This is a genomic window from Vibrio sp. A2-1 (assembly GCF_021728355.1).
Classification (GTDB): Bacteria; Pseudomonadota; Gammaproteobacteria; order Enterobacterales; family Vibrionaceae; genus Vibrio; species Vibrio splendidus_K.
Window position 1 is genome coordinate 23114 of record NZ_JAKKCO010000014.1, and the last position, 22897, is coordinate 46010.

General features: G+C 43.3%; 19 protein-coding genes. All 19 read left to right on the forward strand.

Features of this window, described 5'->3' with window-relative positions; translation table 11 throughout:
- Positions 1–47: 47 nt before the first annotated feature.
- The 19 genes from L3V33_RS22385 (at position 48) to L3V33_RS22475 (ending at position 22896) form a co-directional block, all read left to right on the forward strand.
- Entirely contained in the window at positions 48–887 is an 840-nt protein-coding gene (locus L3V33_RS22385; RefSeq protein ID WP_237291216.1) for an AAA family ATPase, read from the forward strand.
- A gap of 2 nt (positions 888–889) precedes the next feature.
- Positions 890–2041 carry an MSHA biogenesis protein MshN gene (locus tag L3V33_RS22390; RefSeq protein WP_237291217.1) on the forward strand — a complete coding sequence of 384 codons (1152 nt, stop codon included), beginning with the start codon at positions 890–892 and terminating at the stop codon, positions 2039–2041.
- Positions 2031–3755 carry a GspE/PulE family protein gene (locus L3V33_RS22395; protein ID WP_065207164.1) on the forward strand — a complete coding sequence of 575 codons (1725 nt, stop codon included), beginning with the start codon at positions 2031–2033 and terminating at the stop codon, positions 3753–3755. The genes L3V33_RS22390 and L3V33_RS22395 overlap by 11 nt, the downstream gene beginning before the upstream one ends.
- Before the next feature lie 12 nt (positions 3756–3767).
- Positions 3768–4991 carry a type II secretion system F family protein gene (locus L3V33_RS22400; protein WP_017096095.1) on the forward strand — a complete coding sequence of 408 codons (1224 nt, stop codon included), beginning with the start codon at positions 3768–3770 and terminating at the stop codon, positions 4989–4991.
- Between the two features lie 3 nt (positions 4992–4994).
- Positions 4995–5450 (forward strand): MSHA biogenesis protein MshF, encoded by a 456-nt coding sequence (locus L3V33_RS22405; RefSeq protein WP_171312709.1) that lies wholly within the window; start codon positions 4995–4997, stop codon positions 5448–5450.
- Between the two features lie 79 nt (positions 5451–5529).
- Positions 5530–6105, forward strand: coding sequence for a prepilin-type N-terminal cleavage/methylation domain-containing protein (locus tag L3V33_RS22410; RefSeq protein ID WP_171312711.1), 576 nt, complete (start codon positions 5530–5532; stop codon positions 6103–6105).
- 35 nt (positions 6106–6140) lie between these two features.
- Positions 6141–6638: a prepilin-type N-terminal cleavage/methylation domain-containing protein gene (locus L3V33_RS22415; protein WP_171312713.1), complete on the forward strand. Its 498-nt coding sequence runs from the start codon at positions 6141–6143 to the stop codon at positions 6636–6638.
- A 129-nt stretch (positions 6639–6767) separates the two neighbouring features.
- Positions 6768–7265, forward strand: a complete 498-nt coding sequence (locus L3V33_RS22420; protein ID WP_171312715.1) for a prepilin-type N-terminal cleavage/methylation domain-containing protein — start codon at positions 6768–6770, stop codon at positions 7263–7265.
- A complete protein-coding gene (locus L3V33_RS22425) occupies positions 7262–7624 on the forward strand; it encodes a type II secretion system protein (protein ID WP_237291218.1) in 363 nt (120 codons plus the stop codon). Before L3V33_RS22420 ends, L3V33_RS22425 begins: the two co-directional genes overlap by 4 nt.
- Positions 7624–8346: a prepilin-type N-terminal cleavage/methylation domain-containing protein gene (locus L3V33_RS22430; RefSeq protein WP_171312719.1), complete on the forward strand. Its 723-nt coding sequence runs from the start codon at positions 7624–7626 to the stop codon at positions 8344–8346. The genes L3V33_RS22425 and L3V33_RS22430 overlap by 1 nt, the downstream gene beginning before the upstream one ends.
- Positions 8336–8797, forward strand: coding sequence for an MSHA biogenesis protein MshP (locus L3V33_RS22435; RefSeq protein WP_171312721.1), 462 nt, complete (start codon positions 8336–8338; stop codon positions 8795–8797). Before L3V33_RS22430 ends, L3V33_RS22435 begins: the two co-directional genes overlap by 11 nt.
- Entirely contained in the window at positions 8794–13287 is a 4494-nt protein-coding gene (locus L3V33_RS22440; protein ID WP_237291219.1) for a DUF6701 domain-containing protein, read from the forward strand. The genes L3V33_RS22435 and L3V33_RS22440 overlap by 4 nt, the downstream gene beginning before the upstream one ends.
- Before the next feature lie 150 nt (positions 13288–13437).
- Positions 13438–14481, forward strand: coding sequence for a rod shape-determining protein (locus L3V33_RS22445; RefSeq protein ID WP_004735928.1), 1044 nt, complete (start codon positions 13438–13440; stop codon positions 14479–14481).
- Between the two features lie 94 nt (positions 14482–14575).
- Entirely contained in the window at positions 14576–15463 is an 888-nt protein-coding gene (mreC, locus tag L3V33_RS22450; RefSeq protein ID WP_004735927.1) for a rod shape-determining protein MreC, read from the forward strand.
- Positions 15453–15941: a rod shape-determining protein MreD gene (gene mreD, locus L3V33_RS22455; protein ID WP_004735926.1), complete on the forward strand. Its 489-nt coding sequence runs from the start codon at positions 15453–15455 to the stop codon at positions 15939–15941. The genes mreC and mreD overlap by 11 nt, the downstream gene beginning before the upstream one ends.
- A gap of 7 nt (positions 15942–15948) precedes the next feature.
- A complete protein-coding gene (locus L3V33_RS22460; RefSeq protein ID WP_065207172.1) occupies positions 15949–16635 on the forward strand; it encodes a Maf family nucleotide pyrophosphatase in 687 nt (228 codons plus the stop codon).
- A 20-nt stretch (positions 16636–16655) separates the two neighbouring features.
- Positions 16656–18125 (forward strand): ribonuclease G, encoded by a 1470-nt coding sequence (rng, locus tag L3V33_RS22465; protein ID WP_237291220.1) that lies wholly within the window; start codon positions 16656–16658, stop codon positions 18123–18125.
- 10 nt (positions 18126–18135) lie between these two features.
- Positions 18136–22008, forward strand: a complete 3873-nt coding sequence (locus L3V33_RS22470) for a YhdP family protein (RefSeq protein ID WP_237291221.1) — start codon at positions 18136–18138, stop codon at positions 22006–22008.
- Between the two features lie 75 nt (positions 22009–22083).
- Entirely contained in the window at positions 22084–22896 is an 813-nt protein-coding gene (locus L3V33_RS22475; RefSeq protein ID WP_237291222.1) for a carbon-nitrogen hydrolase family protein, read from the forward strand.
- Position 22897 lies beyond the last annotated feature (1 nt).

Consider the following 22897-nt stretch of genomic DNA (forward strand, 5'->3'; position numbering starts at 1 on the left):
TACTTTTTCAATGTAGATTGGCAGCATCTAACTAAGCTAGGTCACTTATGTATCAAGCTCACTTTGGTTTTGAACAACTGCCATTTACTTTAACGCCGAATACCGATTTATTTTATGGTTTAGCGCCTCATTTCGAAGCGATTCAAACGGTGATCTCGGCGTTAGAAATGGGCGAGGGCGTGATTAAGGTCACCGGAGAGGTTGGTACTGGAAAAACCATGGTTTGTCGGATGTTGGTCAATCACCTAAATGATTGTACTGCTCTTATTTACCTACCAAACCCTGTGCTCTCTGGTGCTGATTTACGCCAAGCCGTTGCTAAAGAGCTGGGTTTGACTATCGATAATGAAGCAACCTTAGTTGATAATATTCAGCATAAGCTCATTGAATTACACAACTCAGGTTTAAGAGTGGTAGCGATTCTTGATGAGGCTCAAGCTCTATCGGATGAAGCTCTCGAAACATTAAGGTTGTTCGGTAACCTTGAAACTGAAGATAAAAAACTGCTGCAAATTGTTTTATTAGGTCAGCCTGAGTTAGATGCTCGATTAGAGGCTTATCACCTTAGGCAGTTTCGTCAAAGAATCACGTTTAGTTCAACACTGAGGCCGCTGACTCTCGATGAAACGGTGGCGTATATTGATAATCGGATTGTTAAATCTGGTGGTAATCCTAGATTGTTCAGTTTGAATCAAAAAAAGGCGATTTGTCGCTCCTCGTTAGGTATTCCAAGATTGATAAATCAACTATGCCATAAGGCTCTTTTGCTCTCGTTCAGTGAAGATAAGAAAAGTATCGACAATCAGCACCTGTTTTCAGCCATGCATGAAACTTACGATGTATGTAAGCCTAAATTTAAAACGCCAATACTGTGGGGTTGGAATTAATTATGAGCGTCATAAATAACGCCTTGTCTGAATTGGCAAAGAAAAAGTCAGCGACGTCGATTGAAGCGGCAGTGGTGCCTAAAGTGAAAACACGCTCCCCATTGGTTTGGTTAGTGGCTGGTTTCACTCTGAGCTTAGCGATGGGCGGTTGGGCAATATCACAAGGCCCAACTGTTGAACATTCAATCTCAACTCGAGATGCTCAAGTCCAGGTCTCTGTCGTAGAGAGTTCTGGAGAAATGCAGGATGTTGTCACTCAAACACTCTCATCGCCAACCAAGAAATTAGTGACGCTAGATTTAATGCCCCGTTCAGCAGAAAACACAGTAGCGGTAAATAACGTTCAAGTTAAGTCAACGACAAGGTCGAGTACTTCTAAAACGACAACCCCTAACGTTACGCCTAAACCGTTAAGCACGGCTAAAGCGACTAATACTGACATTCCAAAGCCGATTTACGTTGCTAGCGTGGCAAAAAAAGATCCGGCTCCTATCTTTAATGAGAAAGAATCTTCTGACAGCTCAGAAAATAGCGAAATGTTGATTGAGCAGGTAGAGCTAACGCCTGAGCAATTATCAGTGAATGCACAAGGGCGAGCTCAGAAGGCACTTGATGCGAATGATCTTACTGGTGCTTTGAAAGGTTACACCGAAGCCTTGCGTTATACGCCACGAAATGAAGAGGTTCGTCAGAAACTCGCGATTCTCTATTTTGGCAAGGGTGACACTCGCAAAGCCTACGAGTTGTTTCAATCTGGTATCAAACTTAATATCAATAGCGAAAAGCTACGGTTGGGTTTATCTAAACTGCTGGTTAAAGCTAACCAAGCAGAAGCGGCTTTAAGCCCGTTAATCCACCTGCCACCAAATCCTACTCAAGATTATTTAGCAATGCGTGCGGCGTTGAGTCAAAAATCTCAGCAAGAAGACATCGCGCTCGAGAGTTACCAAAAGTTAGTTGAGGTTGATTCAGATAATGCTCGCTGGTGGCTTGGCCTTGCGATTCAACAAGAGCGTCAACTTGATTTTTCTGCTGCAAAAGAGTCATACCAAGGTGCCTTAACCAGAGTTGGAATCTCATCTCAATCGCAAAACTTTGTGCGTGACCGCTTAAACATAATCAAAGCTTTAGAGGAGAGTGGCGATGCAAATTAGATTAAGAAAAAGGCTAGGTGATTTGCTCGTCGAAGAGGGAATCATCACTGAGGCCCAAGTTGAACAAGCTCTTGCTGCTCAAAAAAGTACCGGTCGTAAGCTGGGTGATGCGCTGATTGAACTTGGTTTCTTATCAGAACAACAGATGTTGAGTTTCTTGTCTCAGCAACTCGCTATTCCTCTCATTGATTTAAGTCGAGCGGTTGTTGATGTTGAAGCGGTGCAGCTTTTACCTGAAGTACATGCTCGTCGTCTTCGTGCATTGGTGATTGGACGCCAAGGCGATACGTTACGTGTCGCAATGAGTGATCCTGCGGATCTGTTTGCTCAGGAATCATTACTTGGCCAACTAGGTGACTACGCGCTTGAGTTCGTTGTCGCTCAAGAAAGACAATTAGTGGATGGCTTTGATCGCTATTACCGCCGAACCAAAGAAATTGCGTCTTTCGCTGAACAGCTTCATGCCGAGCACCAAGTCAATGACGCCTTTGATTTTGATATTGCAGGTGAAGACAGTGACGAAGTGACGGTCGTTAAGCTGATCAACTCGCTATTTGAAGATGCAATCCAAGTTGGTGCATCTGATATTCATATTGAGCCAGATTCAAACGTATTGCGTCTTCGTCAGCGTATTGATGGCGTGCTGCATGAAACACTGCTGAATGAAGTCAATATTGCTTCTGCACTCGTACTGCGCTTGAAGTTAATGGCAAACCTCGATATCTCAGAGAAGCGTCTTCCTCAAGATGGTCGTTTTAACATTCGAGCCAAAGGCCAGTCGGTCGATATTCGTATGTCGACCATGCCAGTTCAGCATGGTGAGTCTGTGGTGATGCGTTTGCTTAACCAATCAGCAGGCTTACGTAAGCTAGAAGCATCGGGTATTCCCAATGATCTTCTTGTTCGTCTTCGCCAACAATTACGCCGTCCTCATGGAATGATCTTGGTTACTGGCCCGACGGGTTCTGGTAAAACGACGACCTTATATGGTGCGCTAAGCGAATTAAACGAGCCGGGCAAAAAGATCATTACCGCGGAAGATCCGGTGGAATACCGCCTTCCTCGAGTGAACCAAGTTCAGGTAAACCCTAAGATCAATCTCGATTTCTCTACTATCCTCAGAACTTTTCTTCGTCAGGATCCCGATATCATCCTTATTGGTGAGATGCGTGACCACGAAACCGTTGAGATTGGTTTGAGAGCCGCACTGACAGGTCACTTAGTCTTAAGTACGCTGCATACCAACGATGCAGTAGACAGTGCGCTGCGTATGATGGACATGGGTGCTCCCGGTTATCTCGTGGCAAGTGCCGTGAGAGCGGTGGTGGCACAGCGATTAGTTCGTAAAGTGTGTACTGATTGTAAGGTTGAGGATGAATTGGATGAACCTCGTAAGCAGTGGTTGAGCGTACGTTTCCCTAATCAAGTGGCTGTGCCATTCATGAAAGGTCGTGGTTGCCAGAACTGTAACCTAACCGGTTATCGCGGGCGTATTGGTGTATTTGAAATGTTGGAGCTAGAGCAAGACATGATGGATGCCCTCAGAGCGAATGATGCGGTTGGCTTTGCTCAAACGGCAAGGCGGTCTAAAAACTACAAACCGTTGTTGGCTTCTGCGATGGAGTTAGCTTTGCAAGGTGTCGTGAGTCTCGATGAGATCATGCACCTTGGTGAAGGCGATGCTTCCGGTGCCACTGACCCAATTTATCTGTAGGGGAAGAGTGATATGCCAACGTATCGTTATGTAGGTCGCAGTTCTGATGGCAGCCAAGTGACTGGCCAGTTAGATGCGAATAACGAAGATCTTGCCGCAGAAAGTTTGATGAGTAAGGGGATTATTCCCACCTCAATCAAACTGGGCAAAAGTGGTGGTTCAGTACTGGATATGGATGTATCGAGTCTGTTTTCACCAAATGTTCCGCTTGAAGTCTTGGTTCTATTTTGTCGACAGTTATACAGCCTAACCAAGGCGGGTGTACCACTATTAAGGTCGATGAAAGGCCTGACCCAAAACTGTGAAAACAAGCAGTTGAAAGCGGCCTTAGAAGACGTGGTTGCTGAGTTAACCAATGGTCGTGGATTATCAGCATCAATGCAGATGCATCCTAAGGTGTTCAGTCCGCTGTTTGTCTCTATGATAGGGGTTGGTGAGAATACCGGTCGTCTAGACCAATCTTTGCTGCAATTGGCTGGATACTATGAGCAAGAAGTAGAGACTCGTAAGAGAATCAAGACTGCGATGCGTTATCCAACCTTTGTGATCAGCTTTATTTTGGTCGCGATGTTCATTCTCAATATTAAGGTTATTCCACAGTTCTCTAGTATGTTTGCGCGCTTTGGTGTCGACTTGCCGCTTCCAACTCGTATCTTAATTGGTATGTCGGAGTTCTTTGTTAATTACTGGGGCTTAATGCTCGCCGTTATCTTTGGTCTTATTTTTGCTTTTAAAGCATGGGTTAAGACAGACAAAGGATTGGAAAAGTGGGACAGGTTACGCTTAAAAATACCCGTGATTGGTGGGGTAGTGAATCGAGCGCTACTTTCGCGTTTTTCACGCACATTCGCCTTGATGCTAAAAGCCGGTGTACCACTGAACCAATCACTGTCGTTGTCTGCGGAAGCGTTGGATAACCGATTCCTTGAGTTGAGAGTACAAGCTATGAAAGCCGCAATAGAAGCCGGTAGTACGGTTTCTTCAACAGCGATCAATAGCGAAATTTTCACCCCACTGGTGATACAAATGATCTCGGTGGGTGAAGAAACAGGTCGTATTGATGAGCTGCTACTTGAGGTATCCGATTTTTATGATCGAGAAGTCGATTATGACTTAAAGACCTTAACCGCAAGGATCGAACCTATTTTATTGGTGGTTGTGGCTGGTATGGTGCTGATCTTAGCTCTGGGTATTTTCCTACCTATGTGGGGAATGCTGGATGCAATCAAAGGCTAGGGAATGCTAAATAACCTACAACGCTCACGTTTTGTTATTTGGAGTGTCGTTATTCTTTTTCTTATCGTGGGTGTGCTCTCTGCCTTTAAAACGGTAGAAGAAGAAGCGACTAATACGGCATTGATCGTCGCGAGCAAGCGGATTTTAGAGCAAGCAAATTTGTTCAAACAACAGTATTTGTTATCGGGTGCTAAGCAAGACAATGGCTCGGAACATCCTAAAAGTTATAGCCGAACAGGCTGGATAATGCCGATTCAAGGAGATGAGCGAGACTGTCATTATTGGCTTGAGGAATTATACCCTCAAGAGAGCATTTTAGGGCTCAGTTCACCGAGTGTTGAAGATAAAAGTGATAACATACAGTTTCATTGCCGTTATCACTATAGTGATAAGTATCAAATAGATATATTGCTCAAAAAAGAAAGATTTAGTGTAAAAGCCAATATTTTGGCTTTGTGAAAATATTGACAGTTTTTCTGTGGTTTTATACGTGCGTGAATGTATAATGCGCGTTAATAATTAGATGAGTAGGTAGAAAATGCTTAAAAATCAAAAGGGTTTCTCCCTTGTCGAATTAGTCATCGTCATCGTGGTCGTTGGTTTATTGGCGGTCGCTGCTTTACCCCGCTTCCTCGACGTGACAGATGAGGCTAAAAAATCAAGCATTGAAGGTGTCGCTGGTGGTTTTGCAACCGCTGTTTTGTCGGCAAGAGCACAATGGGAAGCTGAAGCTAGACCATCTGAGAAGATTGGTGTTGAAACATACAATACTGTAAATTATGATGGTGTTGATTTTTGGTTAACAAGATCAAAGAACAGTAACAATGTCGATACCGATTTTAGAGATGGCTACCCATGGACTCTGAACAACGATTCGAGTACTGCACCACAAGATATTTCAGATGAAACCTGTTCTGAGTTGATGGGAAACTTACTGCAAAATCCACCTAAAGTAGGTGCGGTTTCAGATGTTGCTAGCGACTCAAATTACAAATATTCAGCGCAAGCGAATTCAGGTGATGCAACGTGTACTTACATTCAGTTAGAAGGTAATACCGAGCACCAATTTGTTTACGAAATTAAAACTGGTCGTGTGACCGTAACTTTGCAGTAAGTCTGCGTAAAATTAAACATAGAGAGAGCTTAACTATGAAAAGACAAGGCGGTTTCACCCTAATCGAACTAGTGGTTGTAATTGTTATTCTGGGTATTCTTGCTGTAACTGCGGCACCACGTTTCTTGAACTTGCAAGATGATGCTCGAGCATCATCTTTGCAAGGTTTGAAAGGTGCAATTGATGGTGCATCTGGTATCGTTTACGGAAAGTCAGCAGTTGAAGGGCAAGAGGCTTTAGATTCTACGACTAACCCTGACGTTGAAGGTATTACTACTGCCTATGGTTACCCTACTGCTAATGAGGCTGGTATTGTTGCTGCTGTAGTTGGTTTAAGTACTGATTGGGATGTTGTGGCAAGCACTTCTGCTCCAGCAACCCCAAGCTTAACATTTGCTTTTAAAGGAGCAACTGTGACTGACAAGTGTATTGTACTTTATACTGAAGCAACAGGTACGACAGCGGCTAGTGCTGCATCGACTACCGTTAAATTAGGTGATGCGGCTGACGGTTGTGGTGGTACAGGTAACTAGATTTATATTATAGACCAGCTCCGGCTGGTCTTTTTCTTTATATTCAATATGTTTTAATTACAGGTTCTTCTTTTTCCTTCCACATTTACCTTATAATCTAGATATACCAATTAATCACTTAGGGCTTATATGGAACTAAAGTCAAACAGCGGTTTCACCTTAGTGGAATTAATTGTCGTCATTCTTTTACTTGCTATCATTTTAGCTACAGCCATCAGCCGTTTTGGAGGACGCCAAAGCTATGAACTTTATGCTCTTCAAGAGCAGGTTTCTTCTGTTGTTCGGCAAGTTCAGTTGAATCGAATGCAATCTAATATGGACATGTCTGTGTCAGGTGCTGAAAGCTTACGTCTAGTGGCTGAGAATAATTGCATCGGTTCGCAATCTGCTTGTGACAACACATCTGAAACGAGAAGTGATGTTATCGCTAGTGATGATTATAGCTTCTCGTCTGTACCGACCTCTAGCTACTCTTCTCCAATCGCATTCAATCTTTTAGGTAACCCTGAAAATACCGCCTCACCTGGTGTTCAAATTATAATCTCATCTAATAATAGTTCAGACCGAGCTTGGGTTTGTATCAACTCTCAAGGTTTTGTTTACCCAAGTAATCAGGTATGCCCATGAAGAATGTAAATAGTGGCTTTACACTTATAGAGTCGATTATCGTGATCGTACTTCTAGGGTTTGCCATGCTCGCATTCTCAACTTTTCTTGCGCCACAATCCGCTCTTTCAGGGCAAGTGAATTATTCCAACCGAGCTTCTGCATTAGGTCAGAGCATTATGACAGATCTTTTGGCTCGTGATTACGGGTCAGTAAGCTCTGGAACACCTATAGATCTTGGCAGCTCTTATACTAATTTTAATGTAAATCTAACGGTTGATGACAATAACCCAACGGCTTCAATGCAAAAAATGACGCTAACAATCACCGCAAGTAATAATCCGTCTATCACCTTAGTTGCTTATAGAGGGGACTATTGATGAAGGGCAAAGGGTTCACGCTAATAGAGATGATCTTGGCCATAGTCGTCTCAAGTATTGTATTGCTTGGTGTCGCTAATTTTACTGAGCTCGGTATGAGAGGTTATTTTGGTTCTGTAGAGCGATTTCGATTACAAACTGAAGCTAGGTTTGTATTGGAAAAGCTTTCTCGTGAAGTGAGGCACGCTGTACCTAATTTATTTCCAGCTTCTGTGAGTAGTGATTGTGTATCATTCTATCCAATTGTTGATTCAGGTTTTTATGCCATTTCTGGAGCTGATATTAACTTCTTGGTTAGTGATTCGGGAGCAACAAGTAGCTCATTACAATCCATGTCATTAGTGATAAACCCGACGCGTCCTCACACTGATATCAACGATTTAAATAATATATACCCTCTTAACAATGTAACTCCTCCTAGTGCATCTTCCGCCTATTTTGCCATTCCAAATGGTGCTAACACTCTTATCAGTGAATCTGTAGGCAAAAGGCACTACATTTTTGACTCAAATAACCTCGTAGAGTACTGCCTTGCGAGCAGTAATTTGTTAACGCGTAATGGTGTCACAATAAGCGACCGAGTTATGAGTGAGAATAGTACTTTGAGTTATCAGCCTACGGATGTTCAGAGAAATGGTGTCGTTGAATTGATTCTCGAGTTTGCACAAAACAATGAATCCACAGTATTCGAGCAAGATATACAGGTGATTAATGTCCCGTAAATTATCCCAAAAAGGCAGTGCGCTAATCATAGTCATTTTTGTCATAGTGGTACTGGGTTTTTTAGCGACAAGCTTGAGTCGAACTAGTTGGTCTGATAGTGATTCAAACACTCGAGTTTTGCTTGGGACACAAGCGTGGCTATTGAGCCATTCTGTTAATGAGTATGTGATGACGCAATTTTATCCGGATCCAGACCTTCAAGCTTCCTCTGCTGTTGCTACTGTGTGTAATAGCAATGATTTAGAACCCGGTGGTAGCATTTTTACTGTAGCGAGCTCTATGGTTGATGAGGCTTCGATGAGCTGCTCTCTAAATCTGTTGCAATGTTCAAATCGGGGAGAGTTAGATGGCTTCGTTTTTTATGTTTTAGAGTCTGCAGTTATTTGTGGTTCCAGTGTTAGCCAGGTTCAACGTAATCAAGAGTTGTGGGTGAAGGAAGTAGAGTTATGAGAAAGAATTTTATGGTTAAACTGTGTCATTTTTTTTTGTTATTTACTACTTTCCTTGTTTCCTCATTATCTTATGGCGCAACTTATAACTTAGAGCTTGAATCTGACTTTAATCAGCTATGTAAATATAATGGAGGAGGACAAGCGCCTATATCTATAAGTGGTTCTAGGTGGGCTAGAGAGTATCGATGCGACGGGGTTTTTTCTTCACGTAATGCCACTATTAATCTTTATGATAATAGTGTTGTTAAAGCTAAACTGATTTTTAATATAACAAATACTGAATTTAAACCGGTTGCTTTTTTTTCTGGCAATGAGGGTACAACTACTTTATCGGGTGCTGGTGGTGGAGCATCTTTGTTTTCTGAGTTAAGTCTTCCAGGAAATATTTTTAGTGGAGGCAGCTTAACTCTGGATTCTAATTCACTTGTGAAAGGCTCTGTCGATGGGGCTTTCATAATTACTATTGATAGTTCTACAGTAGAAGGAGATGTGTCAAATCGAAGTGTCAATACGATTACTATTGAAAATAACGCAACTATAGGTCTTGCTTCTTTTGTTGCTGGTGAGACTACTGTAACAAGCTTAGGGCCTTTGAGTGTAACGGATTCAGAAGTGAAGGGGAGTGTTACAACAAAAACTCATCACCTTTCTCTAAAGAATGCACACATATACGGTGATGCAATCGCTTCGACTGCTAACGGTTGGGCTGAACTGCAATTTCCTAGTTACCCACAAAATAATACAAGTGTAGTTGATGGGGTTTGTTTGCATAAAATTGTTCCTGGAAATGCCTGTGATAAATTAACGCTACCTGACCCTGTGGCTAAGTATCACCTCGAAGGGAATAATTGGTCAGCTAATGCCTATGACGTCAAAGATGAAATGGGTAATCATAATGGTAAAGCTGTAAACGGCCCATACGTCGGGAATGGTGAAGCTGCATTAACTGTCAATTCCTTTAATTTTGGCACTTGCGAATATGGAGTGTTTAGCAATGATAATAATTCATATGTTGAAGTTCCTAGTGATGCTGAGCTTGATATCTCAGAAAACTTAACAGTATCAGCTTGGATTAAACCGATCTCCCTGCCAAGTGGCAACGACTTATATACAATTGTTGCTAAAGATACAAACTACGAGTTTCACTTAAATAGTAGTGGAAAAATTTTCTGGTATTGGGAAGAGAACAATAACGGTAATGATAATAGTCAAACATTAACTAGTAACTTCACTGTGCCTGTAGGGACTGATGCTCCTTGGACTCATGTAGTAATTACTTATAATTGGAAGCGAGGTAATCAAGCTAAACTTTATATAAATGGTCAACGTGATTCCCAGCTTTCTAATAATGGAAACCCGAAACTAAAAACTAATGGTCACCCATTAACTATTGGTAACGATGTTGGTTTTACTAGTCGCTCATTTGATGGTTTTATTGATGAAGTTCAAGTGTTTGATCGAACCTTAAATAATGAAAAAGTGGCGTTTTTATATCAACAACGGCATGAGTGTGGCTCTCCAGTTCCAAACCAGTGTGAACTTTTGCCACTAGAGGATTTTAACGGCTCTCTTGAAAACTGGTCTGTGACTTCTTATGGAACCAGTGATTTACCTGAAATAGCTGGTGGTCGATTAGTGTTGAACCAAAATAAGCGTCAACAATCAACAGCAGCAAGCTACCAATATTTATTCCCAGCCAAAAATAATTACGTGAGTATAGAGTTTGATCATTATGCTCGGCCGGGCTCTGGTGGTGACGGTATGGCTATTGTGTTGTCTGATGCTTCAGTTCCTCCTAGCGCGGGGGCCTTTGGTGGCCCTTTAGGTTACGGTTTGAAACCTGGAATTGAAGGTTTTGCAGGTGGCTGGCTAGGCGTTGGTATTGATGAGTACGGCAACTTTTCCAAGGAGGGAGCGGTAAATCCACCATCTAACATTCCGAATGATACTTCAGATGCTATTGCTGTACGTGGTTCTGGGAAACTGACTTCTGAAGGTCAATGGAGCAGCGGGTACGAATATATTACAGGGTACTATGATTCCGACACGTTAGATAATGGTCAGAAAAGGCGATACCGAGTAACTATAGATAGCACGGAAAGCCAGGTGTTTTTTTCTATAGATATTCTGAATGGTAGCGATTGGGAATCCATTATTAGTCGAATTGATGTTATGGATGGTTATGGGCAAACCGGTGTACCTAATAACTTTAGATTGTCTCTTACGGGGTCGACAGGACAAGCTACCAACGTTCATGAAGTTGATAACTTACAGGTTTGTGCCGATCAGTATGAAAAGCTTAATGATGGGCTTCATCATTTTGAGTTTATACACTCGGGTGTAGGTAACACGTGTGAACCAGAAGATATAATATTAAAAGCTTGTGCAGATGACAGTTGTAACTTATTTGACGAACCTATCTCAGTCACCTTAAAGCCGATAACCACATCAAACGGAGCATATTGGATTGATGGTGATTCACGTACATTTACAGGTCAAGTAGCTCTTAAACTTGGAAGTAATAAGGCGCTTAAAACTGAGCTCGGTATTGGGTATACAGATACACCTCCATCTGAACTGAATAATGTGCTTTGTCGGGTCAATGGGGAGTTATCTGCCTCAAATTGTAATATTGAATTTGAGACTAGTGGGTTAACTGTAACTGTAAGCGATAAATATGCAAATAAACCGCTTGATGGTTCAGATAGCTCTCATCCGCTTTCTAGTCTAAAATTTTGTAATGCTCAGAATAATGATTTTAGTCGCGCCAAAGATATTGATTTTTCAATTCATTATGATGATCCAACGAATTCTGAAAATTATTTTAACGATCAACCTGTTGTAGTGGAATTTAAAGATGACCTTGGCCACTGGAACGAATATGAAGTTAAAAATTCAGTAACGACAATTCCGGTGTGGTTTAAAGGTACAGGGGTTGCTGACTTTAAATTGAACTACCCAGAAGCTGGGCTGGTCAGCTTGAATGCTTCCTACAATAATGGGGGAGCAATTGGTACGGACTCGTTTGTAAGCTTCCCTTATGAGCTTTCTTCTTACGTCTCGGTTGACGGGAATACCTCTGTTGGTTCTTGTGAGGATCCCCTAACTTGCAGTGGTTTCGTAGCTGCTGGAGAAGCATTTACTTACAATATCCAAGCCCTTGCTTGGTCAGATCAAAACTCAACCCCAAGCATTATCAAGAACTACCGTACAGATGCTTCCGAAAAAGTTAGCTTAACGGCTAACGTGAAATACCCTTTTGGTAATGCTAACCACACTCCAACAGTATCTTTATCTGAAACAGATTATGAACATGTTTTGACACCTAGTGGAAACATGGAAATTTCTCAAACAGTAGATGAGGTGGGGGTATTTGAGCTAGTTGCAGCTCCACCAACAGAGTATCTAGGTAGTCATAGTTTTGTTATCCAGCCAGCTGTTTTAGACAATGTAGGGCGATTTTTCCCAGCTTATTTAAAAATGAGAAAAGTATCATCTCAATGGGAGTACATGGTAAACCATGATGGTTTTGCTTATATGAGCCAATCTATCGGGCACCATTTGGAAGTTCAAGCTCAAAGCATAAGTGGATCTCCGACATATAATTATGGCTTGTTTGATGATGGTTTGATTTCAGATTTATCTTATTTAGCACGGACCTCAAGTGACGATATGTCTAATCGAGTTCTAGCTGGAGTGAATTGGAATGGTGGACATTGGGGAGATAAATCGGACTGGAATCTTAGTAATGAAGGGGGCGTAGATACCTCCAAGCTTGCATTATCTTTATCTGATTTTAGTTTTGAAAAGATAGTCACCAACATTAATCCATATACATCAATTCCTGATGGTCCCTTCAATTTGGATAATAGTGAATTTGGATTGGAAATAACCACTAAGGTTGATGATGTTCAATTTAAGGTCGAAGGCTTTGATGGGAGTATTTCATTCAATGATGAAGCACTCTTTGATGAACAGCCAGATTTTAGATATGGCCGAATGGCGCTTGATGATATTGGCGGTAACTCCGGTAGTACTTTGACGATTCCACTTCGTGCTGAGTTTTGGGATGGTAGTGACTTTGTTGTGAATGACGATGATGATCGCAGCACCTTTAATGGTTCAAATTTCTGTAAGCAAGTCATTTGGACCAGTAATACAGTCAAAACTACACTAGCTTCACTCAATGGCAGTGGAAGTGTTGATGATGGCGAAGAAGAAGTAACAGCGAATCAAAATACGCCTGCTGGTGCAGATGCGCCACGTGAGCAGGTACGATTGTGGTTAAGAATGGATGCGTCGACACCACAGGCTAAATCTGGCGAGAATCCTGTTGCATGCTCAGGCAGCGATCAAGATCAGCCATGGCTGCGCTACAACTGGAGACAGCTAGGTGATGAAGATCCCTCCACCGTCGTCACATTTGGCATCTACCGCGGTAACGATCGAGTGATCTACCGAGGTGAAAGTGGGTTAACAGGTCAGTAAAAATATAATTTTTGCCCCTTAAGTTAGGAATCTGTAAGAAATTGCGGGTTTCAGTCCATGTTTATACTTCAATGCCTTGCCGTGACAGCAAGGCATTGGTACATTTAGTGCAATTTTTGTCTTCTAATTCTTGCAGGATGAGCGAAGAATATGTTTAAAAAACTTCGTGGCATGTTTTCAAACGACCTATCGATTGATTTAGGTACAGCCAATACCCTTATATATGTAAAAGGCCAAGGCATTGTTCTTGATGAGCCTTCCGTTGTCGCTATTCGCCAAGATCGTACGGGGTCTGCAAAGAGTGTAGCTGCTGTTGGTCACGCTGCTAAGCAAATGCTTGGTCGTACGCCTGGTAACATTTCAGCGATCCGCCCAATGAAAGACGGTGTAATTGCTGACTTTTACGTAACCGAAAAAATGCTTCAGCACTTTATTAAGCAAGTGCATGACAACAGTGTGCTTAAACCAAGCCCTCGCGTTTTGGTTTGTGTACCTTGTGGTTCAACTCAGGTTGAGCGTCGTGCTATCCGTGAATCAGCATTAGGTGCTGGTGCTCGTGAGGTTTACCTAATCGATGAGCCTATGGCTGCTGCGATTGGTGCTGGCCTACGTGTATCTGAGCCAACGGGTTCAATGGTTGTTGATATCGGTGGTGGTACGACTGAAGTTGCGGTTATCTCACTAAACGGTGTGGTTTACTCGTCTTCTGTACGTATCGGTGGTGACCGTTTTGATGAAGCGATCATCAACTACGTTCGTCGTAACTACGGCAGCTTGATCGGTGAAGCGACAGCAGAGAAGATCAAACACGAAATCGGTTCAGCTTACCCTGGCGATGAAGTCGATGAGATCGAAGTACGTGGTCGTAACCTTGCTGAAGGTGTACCTCGTAGCTTTAGCCTGAACTCAAACGAAATTCTTGAAGCACTTCAAGAGCCGCTATCTGGCATCGTATCTGCAGTGATGGTTGCACTTGAACAGTGTCCGCCAGAGCTTGCTTCTGATATCTCAGAAAACGGTATGGTACTGACAGGTGGTGGTGCACTGCTTAAAGACCTTGATCGTCTGCTTACTGAAGAAACGGGGATCCCTGTTGTTGTGGCAGAAGAGCCATTAACGTGTGTTGCTCTAGGTGGCGGTAAAGCCCTAGAGATGATCGACATGCACGGCGGCGACCTGTTCAGCGAAGAATAATATCTAGTGTTAGGCTCTTTTCTTATCTAGTTTTATGTAAAGAGCCTAGGACCTTGTCTATAGGATCAAATGTAGCTCTAGGACCAAATATAGAATGAAGCCAATTTTTGGTAGAGGTCCCTCTCTACAATTGCGCCTGTTTTTTGCTGTAATTTTATCAGCCAGCCTTATGCTGGCTGATAGTCGTTTAGATGCTTTCTCAAATGTACGCTATCTATTGAACAGCATGGTTGCACCTATTCAATATGCAGCCAACTTACCTCGTACTATGTTCGATGGTGTCTACGATCGTTTTAGTACTCGTAAAGGCCTGATCGAATCCAACCATAATATTAAACGAGAAGTCTTGCGCCTGAAGAGCGAGCTGATTCTACTTGAGCAATACCAAGAAGAAAACAAGCGCCTCCGTAAGTTGTTAGGATCTCCGTTTATCCGTGATGAGAAGAAAGTCGTCACAGAAGTTATGGCGGTAGACACTTCACCATATCGTCATCAAGTTGTGATCGACAAAGGTCAGATTGATGGGGTGTATGAAGGTCAACCAGTGATCAACGAAAAAGGCATTGTCGGCCAAGTGACTTTTGTTGCTGCTCACAATAGTCGTGTCCTGTTACTGACTGACGCAAACAATGCGATTCCTGTTCAAGTCATCCGTAACGATATTCGAGTGATAGCTTCGGGCAATGGCATGATTGATGAGATCCAACTAGAGCACATCCCAACCAGTACCGATATACAAGAAGAAGATCTATTGGTGACATCTGGACTCGGTGGAGTATATCCAGAAGGTTACCCAGTCGCCTACGTTACTGCCGTTGATTACGACCCGAAACGTGAGTTTGCCGTTATCAAAGCGGAGCCTGTGGTTGAGTTCGATAAGCTCAGATACTTGCTGCTAGTATGGCCTGATGAAAACAAACAGATGCAAGCGGATCAATCCAGCATAGAACAAGCATTGTTAGAGGGCGAAGATGGCCAATAGCGTTTTAAGAAGCAAGGTAGTCATTGGCTGCTCATTTTTAGTAGCACTAATTCTGCAAACGATCCCTTGGCCTGGTAGTTTGGATCTATTTAGACCATCTTGGTTACTACTGGTTACCTGTTACTGGGTTTTGGCTCTACCTCACCGTGTTAACGTGGGTAGCGCTTTGATTCTGGGCTTATTGTGGGATTTATTGATAGGCTCGACGTTAGGTATTCGAGGCATGATGATGGCAATCGTTATGTACATTATTGCGATGAATTTCCTAGTCATTCGTAATATGGCGCTATGGCAACAAGCGATGATTATTGCCGCGTTAACGGTATTGTTTGAGGTGTTGATCTTCTTTGGTGAATATTTGATCCAAGATGTCGTTTTCAATCCATTATCGTTATGGAGCGCATTGATTAACTGTATACTTTGGCCTTGGATGTTTCTATTAATGAGACGCGTACGTCGTCATTGGCATGTAAGGTAGAGTGACAATGGAAAAGAAGCATTTAGTTTTGGCATCCGGTTCACCACGCCGCAAAGAACTGCTATCTCAACTTGGTTATGAGTTTTCTGTCCTGGTAACTGATGTTGAAGAGTGTAAACACGCCCAAGAAACCGCCGAAGAGTATGTTAAGCGACTATCTTTAGATAAAGCCTTAGCTGCGTTGTCTTTATTGAAAGATAACCCTTCTGAAAAGCAGCATGTCGTTCCTAGTTCTGATAATGTAGTTTCTAGTGTTGATAATGTAGCTGTTGGCTCTGGCATCGTAGCTCTTGGCTCTGATGCTATTTCTCTTGATTCTGAAACAGTCGTTCTTGGTTCTGACACAGTTGTCGTAAGCCAAGGGCAAGTGCTCGAGAAACCCACCGATTTTGCCGACTCTAAGCGCATGCTTACTCAGTTAGCAAACGAGCGTCACCAAGTGATGACGGCAGTTTCTGTGGTTTCAGAAGAAAAACAAAGAACAGAAATCATTATTACCGACGTATGGTTTAAACCCCTCAGTGAACAAGAAATAGAACAATACTGGCAAACAGGGGAGCCATGCGATAAAGCCGGTAGCTATGGGATCCAAGGTTTGGGTGGGCGCTTTGTTACCCGAATCGAAGGTAGTTATTACGCCGTTGTCGGCTTGCCTTTATATGAAACGGACCAGCTACTGCAAGAATTCTTATAATTACTAATCTGAGGTGCACCATGAGTGCTGAATTGTTGCTGAACGTGACCCCGAGTGAAACTCGCGTGGCCATGATTGAAGGGGGGGCTCTTCAAGAGATCCATGTCGAACGAGATGCTCGACGCGGTATCGTAGGAAATATCTATAAAGGACGTGTAAGCCGTGTTCTTCCGGGAATGCAGGCAGCTTTTGTGGATATAGGCCTTGAGAAAGCAGCTTTTCTACACGCCTCTGATATTGTTCCACACACTGAATGTGTCGCTGAAAACGAAAAGAAGCAATTTCAGGTTCGTGACATCTCTGAGCTTGTTCGCCAAGGACAAGACATTGTGGTTCAAGTCGTCAAAGATCCTCTTGGTACCAAAGGTGCCCGCTTAACGACTGATATTACTTTACCGTCTCGTTATTTGGTCTTTATGCCGGGCGCAAGCCATGTCGGCGTTTCTCAACGTATCGACAGTGAGTCTGAACGTAACCGCCTTAAAAAAGTCGTGTCTCGTTACTGTGACGAACATGGTGGCTTTATTATCCGTACTGCAGCAGAAGGCGCAGACTCGAATGAGTTGGCACAAGATGCGGCATTCTTGAAGCGATTGTGGCTAAAAGTGTTAGAGCGCCGTGGTAAACACAAAGCTCGTACTCGTCTATACGGTGAACTTTGCTTAAGCCAGCGTATCTTGCGTGATTTTGTTGGTACTGAGTTGAGCCGAATTCAGGTCGATTCGCGTTTAGAATATGAAAACCTAAAAGAATTTACTTCTGAGTACGTGCCAGAGCTGACTGAAAAGCTTGAGTTGTACGAAGGCGACAAGCCTATCTTTGATATGTACGATACCGAGAACGAAGTTCAACGCTCTTTGGATCGTAAAGTCGAATTGAAGTCTGGTGGGTATCTGATTATCGACCAAACGGAAGCGATGACGACAGTCGACATCAATACTGGTGCCTTTGTTGGTCGTCGTAATCTAGAAGAGACGATTTTCAACACCAACGTAGAAGCGACGCAAGCCATTGCTCGTCAGCTGCGTTTGCGTAACTTAGGTGGCATCATCATTATCGACTTTATCGATATGCTGTCTGAGGAACATCGTAAGCGAGTACTAACTTCTTTAGAGGCGGCGCTAAACAAAGATCGTGTGAAAACCAATATCAATGGCTTCACACAGCTTGGCTTGGTTGAGATGACGCGTAAACGTACTCGTGAAAGCATTGAGCATATTCTGTGTTCGAGTTGTCCTGCCTGTGAAGGGCGTGGCAGTGTGAAGACAGTTGAAACCGTTTGTTATGAAATCCTTCGAGAGATCACGCGAGTGAATCGTGCGTATGACGCTGATAAGTTTGTGGTCTATGCGGCAGCTGCCGTTGCCGAGGCGCTAGAGGGCGATGAATCTCATGCGCTTGCGGAGCTTGAGGTGTTTATTGGTAAACAAGTTAAAATCCAAGCTGAGCCTCTGTACATACAAGAGCAGTTTGATGTTGTTATGATGTAATGGATATTTTGTGAGCTCAAGCGTTACTCTGATTCTTCGTGCATGTTTATGGTTAGTGGTTACTCTCTTAGTAACGCTAGCCATTGCCGTTACTACACTGCGTGTAGCCTTACCCAATTTAAACAAGTATCAATCTGAAATTGAAGTTTGGGTAAATCAACATTCCGGTTTTGAATTTTCTATTCAAGATGTGGGTGGTTTTTGGCGCAACACTCACCCTTCTATTGCCCTACAAGGTGTTAAAGCCAGCCTTCCAAATGCTGAAGATGTGACCTTCTCTGTTGAGCGTGTTGAAGTCGAGTTTGACTTGATTCAATCGCTTGTTCAGATGCGTCCGGTTGTGGCCGACCTGGTCATGAATCAAATGTACCTTGATATCCGCTCTATTGATTTGTTTGCTGGGCAAAACGGCAAAGATAAACCCAAAGAATCGAACTCTTCAAAGCGAATTATGCAAGAGCTGGATAACTTGTTGTTGAAAACGTTAGTGGATGTTACCGCTAAAAATTCAACCCTTGCATATCGGACTATTTCTGACGAAGACCGTCAACTCGACATTGAAACTTTAAAATGGCAAAACTCAGGTAAACATCACCTTGCGGAAGGTGTGGTGAGTATTAAAGACGCCAACCTAAATTCCTTGTCAGTGAGTGCTAACTTTGTTGATGGTGGATCGTTGACCGATATGACGGGCGAGTTCTATGTGAGCGCGGATAATATCTCGGTGAAGCCTTGGTTAACCCGCTACATGCAGGCGGAGTCAGGTGTTGAAACCGGTACGGTCAGCCTTAATAGCTGGTTAACGTTGAAAAACAGTAAGCCAGTTAATGCTTATGTTGAGGTATTACCTTCTGAACTGACTTGGAACGAGGGTGGCCGCCACGATTTGATGATTGAATCGGGTGTGTTTAAGCTTTCTCCATTGGAAGATGGTTGGCAAGTAAATGGTCACTCACTTAATTTGAGAACCGATGACACGCCTTGGCCTGAACTTGATGTCGCATTTAAGTGGAACAAAGGTCCGTGGCAACTCAATGTTTCTGAGCTTGATGTTGCAACACTAACGCCGTTGATTAAGTTGTTGCCGGATTCTGAACAGTCCACCCAAATGATTAACTCGTTGGCTCCTGGTGGTTTGGTTTCTGATATTCGTGTGTCAATGGATTCAGGTATTGAAAGCTTACGTTATTCTGCGAGTTTTTCTGATATGGCTATCGAGCAATGGGAATTAGTCCCGGGTTTTAGTCAAGTTTCAGGGAGTGTTTTTGGTTCTGCATCAGAAGCGAAAGCCAGTTTGCATGTTATCGATGATGTGTTTCCTTATGGCGATGTATTCCAAGCCCCTCTAAATATCAAACAAGGTCAGGTTGATATTGTTTGGCAACAAGATGAAAACGGTTGGAAGCTTTGGTCCGATAAAATCACGGCAGCAACGCCAGATTTACAAGTTTTGGGCGCATTTCGCTTAGATTTCCCGAATGATGCAAGCCCATACCTGTCTTTTTATGGTGAAGCGGACGCTTACAATGTAGGCGAAACATGGCGTTACTTACCGACATTAGCGCTTGGCCAAGATTTAACTGATTACCTTTCTACTGCGATTCAAGCCGGTAAAGCCGACACTGTTAAGTTACTTTGGCATGGTGAATTAGCCCAGTACCCCTACACCAACCACGATGGTATTTTCCAAGTTTGGGTTGGGTTAGAGAACGCGAAATTTAGTTTTGACACCGGCTGGCCACTGATTACCGATCTTCAACTTGATCTGTTATTTGAAAATGATGCGATGCATCTAGATTCTCGTTCCGCTCAATTGATGGATGTGACGGCAGACCGAATCACAGGACGCATTCCTTATTTAGGGGAAGGCGGTCATATTGAAATTGAAGCGAAGGCCACCGCGTCGGGCAATGCAGTACGCGATTACATGACCGCTTCTCCATTAGTCGATTCAGTCGGTGCAGCCTTAACGGCTCTGCAAGTGAGTGGCGATGTATCGTCTGAATTTCAACTCAATATTCCTTTTGATTCCGAAAAAGAGCCAAGAGCGTGGGGTTATGCTGATCTCAAAGATAACCATGTAGAGATTGAAGCTCCGCCAATGGTGCTTGAAAACACGACAGGACGTATTGAATTTGATAATGATGTGATTACGGCCAACGGTCTCGCTGCCGATTTATTAAAGCAAGGTATTTCCGTTGACTTTAAAGGGCTCAATGATGGGCCTGGATATACCGTTGATATCGATGTATTGGGCGATTGGGACGTTAAGCCTCTAGAGCCTTATATTGGCGAGCAATGGTTAAGCCGTTTATCGGGTCATGCTCAGTGGCAAAGTCAGATTGATATTCAGCTCAACGATATCGGTTTTAGCTACCAACTGGATTTGCAGTCAGATCTTAAGTATTTGGCCAGTGATTACCCATACCCATTGGCGAAAAAATCATTAGAAAGTGGCTCAGCAAGGCTACAAGCATCGGGTAACCAAGAAGCGATTACTGCACGTTTACAGCTCCCTAGCACCAAATATCAGGCTGAAATTGATATTACAGGCGATGTTCCCAAGTTAACTGCGACTAACTTAGTGCTTGGTCGGGGTGGTTATAAAATTAGTCCTGTTGTTGGCCATCATGCGTTAATTCGCACTGACAAGTTCAATGCCGATGATTGGTTATCGGTAGTGATGGAACCTGTGAAGCCTTCGGATGCTGTGCTCAGTCAAATGAACACGCCAACCATCCCTGCACCAAGTCGCATTACGTTCGAGAGTAAGGAACTGATCTTAGGTGGTATTCCTTGGAATGATGTCGATTTTAGCGCTCGTAAGAACAAACAGGCGTGGCAGATGGAAGTGTCTAGCCAAGAGATCGAAGGGGATATTAATTATCTGCCGCCATACGATTTAACGGTTTCGCTGGATCGCCTACATTTGTACGTTCCTGAGTGGAGTGACAAGAAAAACCAAGAACAATTGCTTCAACGAAAAGAGCAAGAAGCCCCATTGATCTCTGAATTGGATAGAAAGATCCATGATGCGATGCCAAATCTAAAATTGACCCTTAACGATTTTTGGTTGCAAGGCTATAAGGTCGGTAAGGTCGATGTTGAACTGGCTAGGCAAGACGATCGTATTGAGTGGAAGAAGATTCAGGTTCGAAGCGGCGGAAACAAAGCGGATGTGAGTGGCTGGTGGGAGTTGAAAGGCGATAAGAGTCATTCATCGCTAGCCGTTGATGTTGAAGGCGAAAACAACAGTGAATTAATGGAACGTTTTGGTATTACTTCAGGGATTCAAAAAGCGCCTTTCGCGCTGGAAGGTCAACTGCAGTGGGATGGATCTCCTTGGGGTATTAAAATGGATACCCTTGACGGAAACGTTGAAACCAAATTCGGCAAAGGCATTATTTCAGACGTAAGTGGTGCTGCTCGATTGCTTGGTTTGTTTAGCCTAGATTCAATCATTCGTAAGATGCAACTCGATTTCTCTGATGTGTTTGATAAAGGCATGGCGTTCAACAGCATCACAGGTACGGGTAAAATTCAAAATGGCATATTCCTGACGAATGACTTAAACATGGATGCCGTCGCAGGCGAGATGCAGATCAAAGGTATCGCTAACTTGAATACGCGTCAGGTTGATGCTGAAGTGAACTTTACCCCAGATATTACCTCGGGTATTCCGGTATTAACGGCGTTTGCTGTGACTCCGCAAACCGCACTGTACGTATTGGCGGTAACTACCGTTATTTCGCCAGTGGTTGAGGTCTTTACCCAAGTTAATTACTCGGTAAAAGGCCCATTGGATTCACCTACGGTGAGTGAGCTTTCTCGTAGTTCTGGCGAGTTCCAGCTACCCGAAAAATTGAGAAAATTAGCTGAGTAGTTGTTAACAAGCCAGTCGGTTAATATACGGTCAAATGCCGATTTCTGAATCATAATGAATGAAGGAGCGAGACACATGGATAGTGTTGGGTTGATTCAAATGACATCTGGCCCCAGCCCTGAATTGAACTTTGACTACCTTGTTCAAGAAGTGGCAAAGTGCAAAGCGTTAGGGGCTAAGTGGGTTGTTTGCCCTGAAAACGCATTAGTTTTTGGCAGTAAAGCCGATTATCACCAGTATGCAGAGCCCTTAAATGATGGCCCATTACAGAAGAAACTGTCTGAGTTAGCTACGCTTCATCGAATCTGGATTATTGTCGGTAGCATGCCGATAAGTACGACCAAAGGCGTGACTACTACAACATTGGTGATTGATGATTTTGGCAGCTTAGTGGCTCATTACGACAAGCTACATATGTTTGATGTTGATGTAGCCGATGCGCATAAGTGTTATCGAGAGTCCGATATTTTCACTCCGGGTGACCGAGTTGTGACGACAGAAACGCCTTTTGGTCGCTTAGGTTTGAGTATTTGTTATGATGTGCGCTTTCCACACTTGTATTCAGAGTTACGTAAGCAAGGTGCGCAGATCATTATCGTTCCAGCGGCGTTTACAGCAGTGACTGGTCAAGCGCATTGGGAAGCCTTATTAAGGTGCCGTGCGATCGAAACACAATCGTGGATTGTAGCGGTAGGGCAAGGTGGCAAACATCCTTGCCAAAGAGAAACATGGGGACACTCAATGGTGGTTGATCCATGGGGACGAGTGGTCGCACAACTAGACCAAGATCCTAAAAGTATGGTGGTTGAGATAGACACATTCAGTTGCGAATCAATCAGGCAAAATATGCCAATCGCGCAACACTCTCGATTTACCAATCAATTTTAAT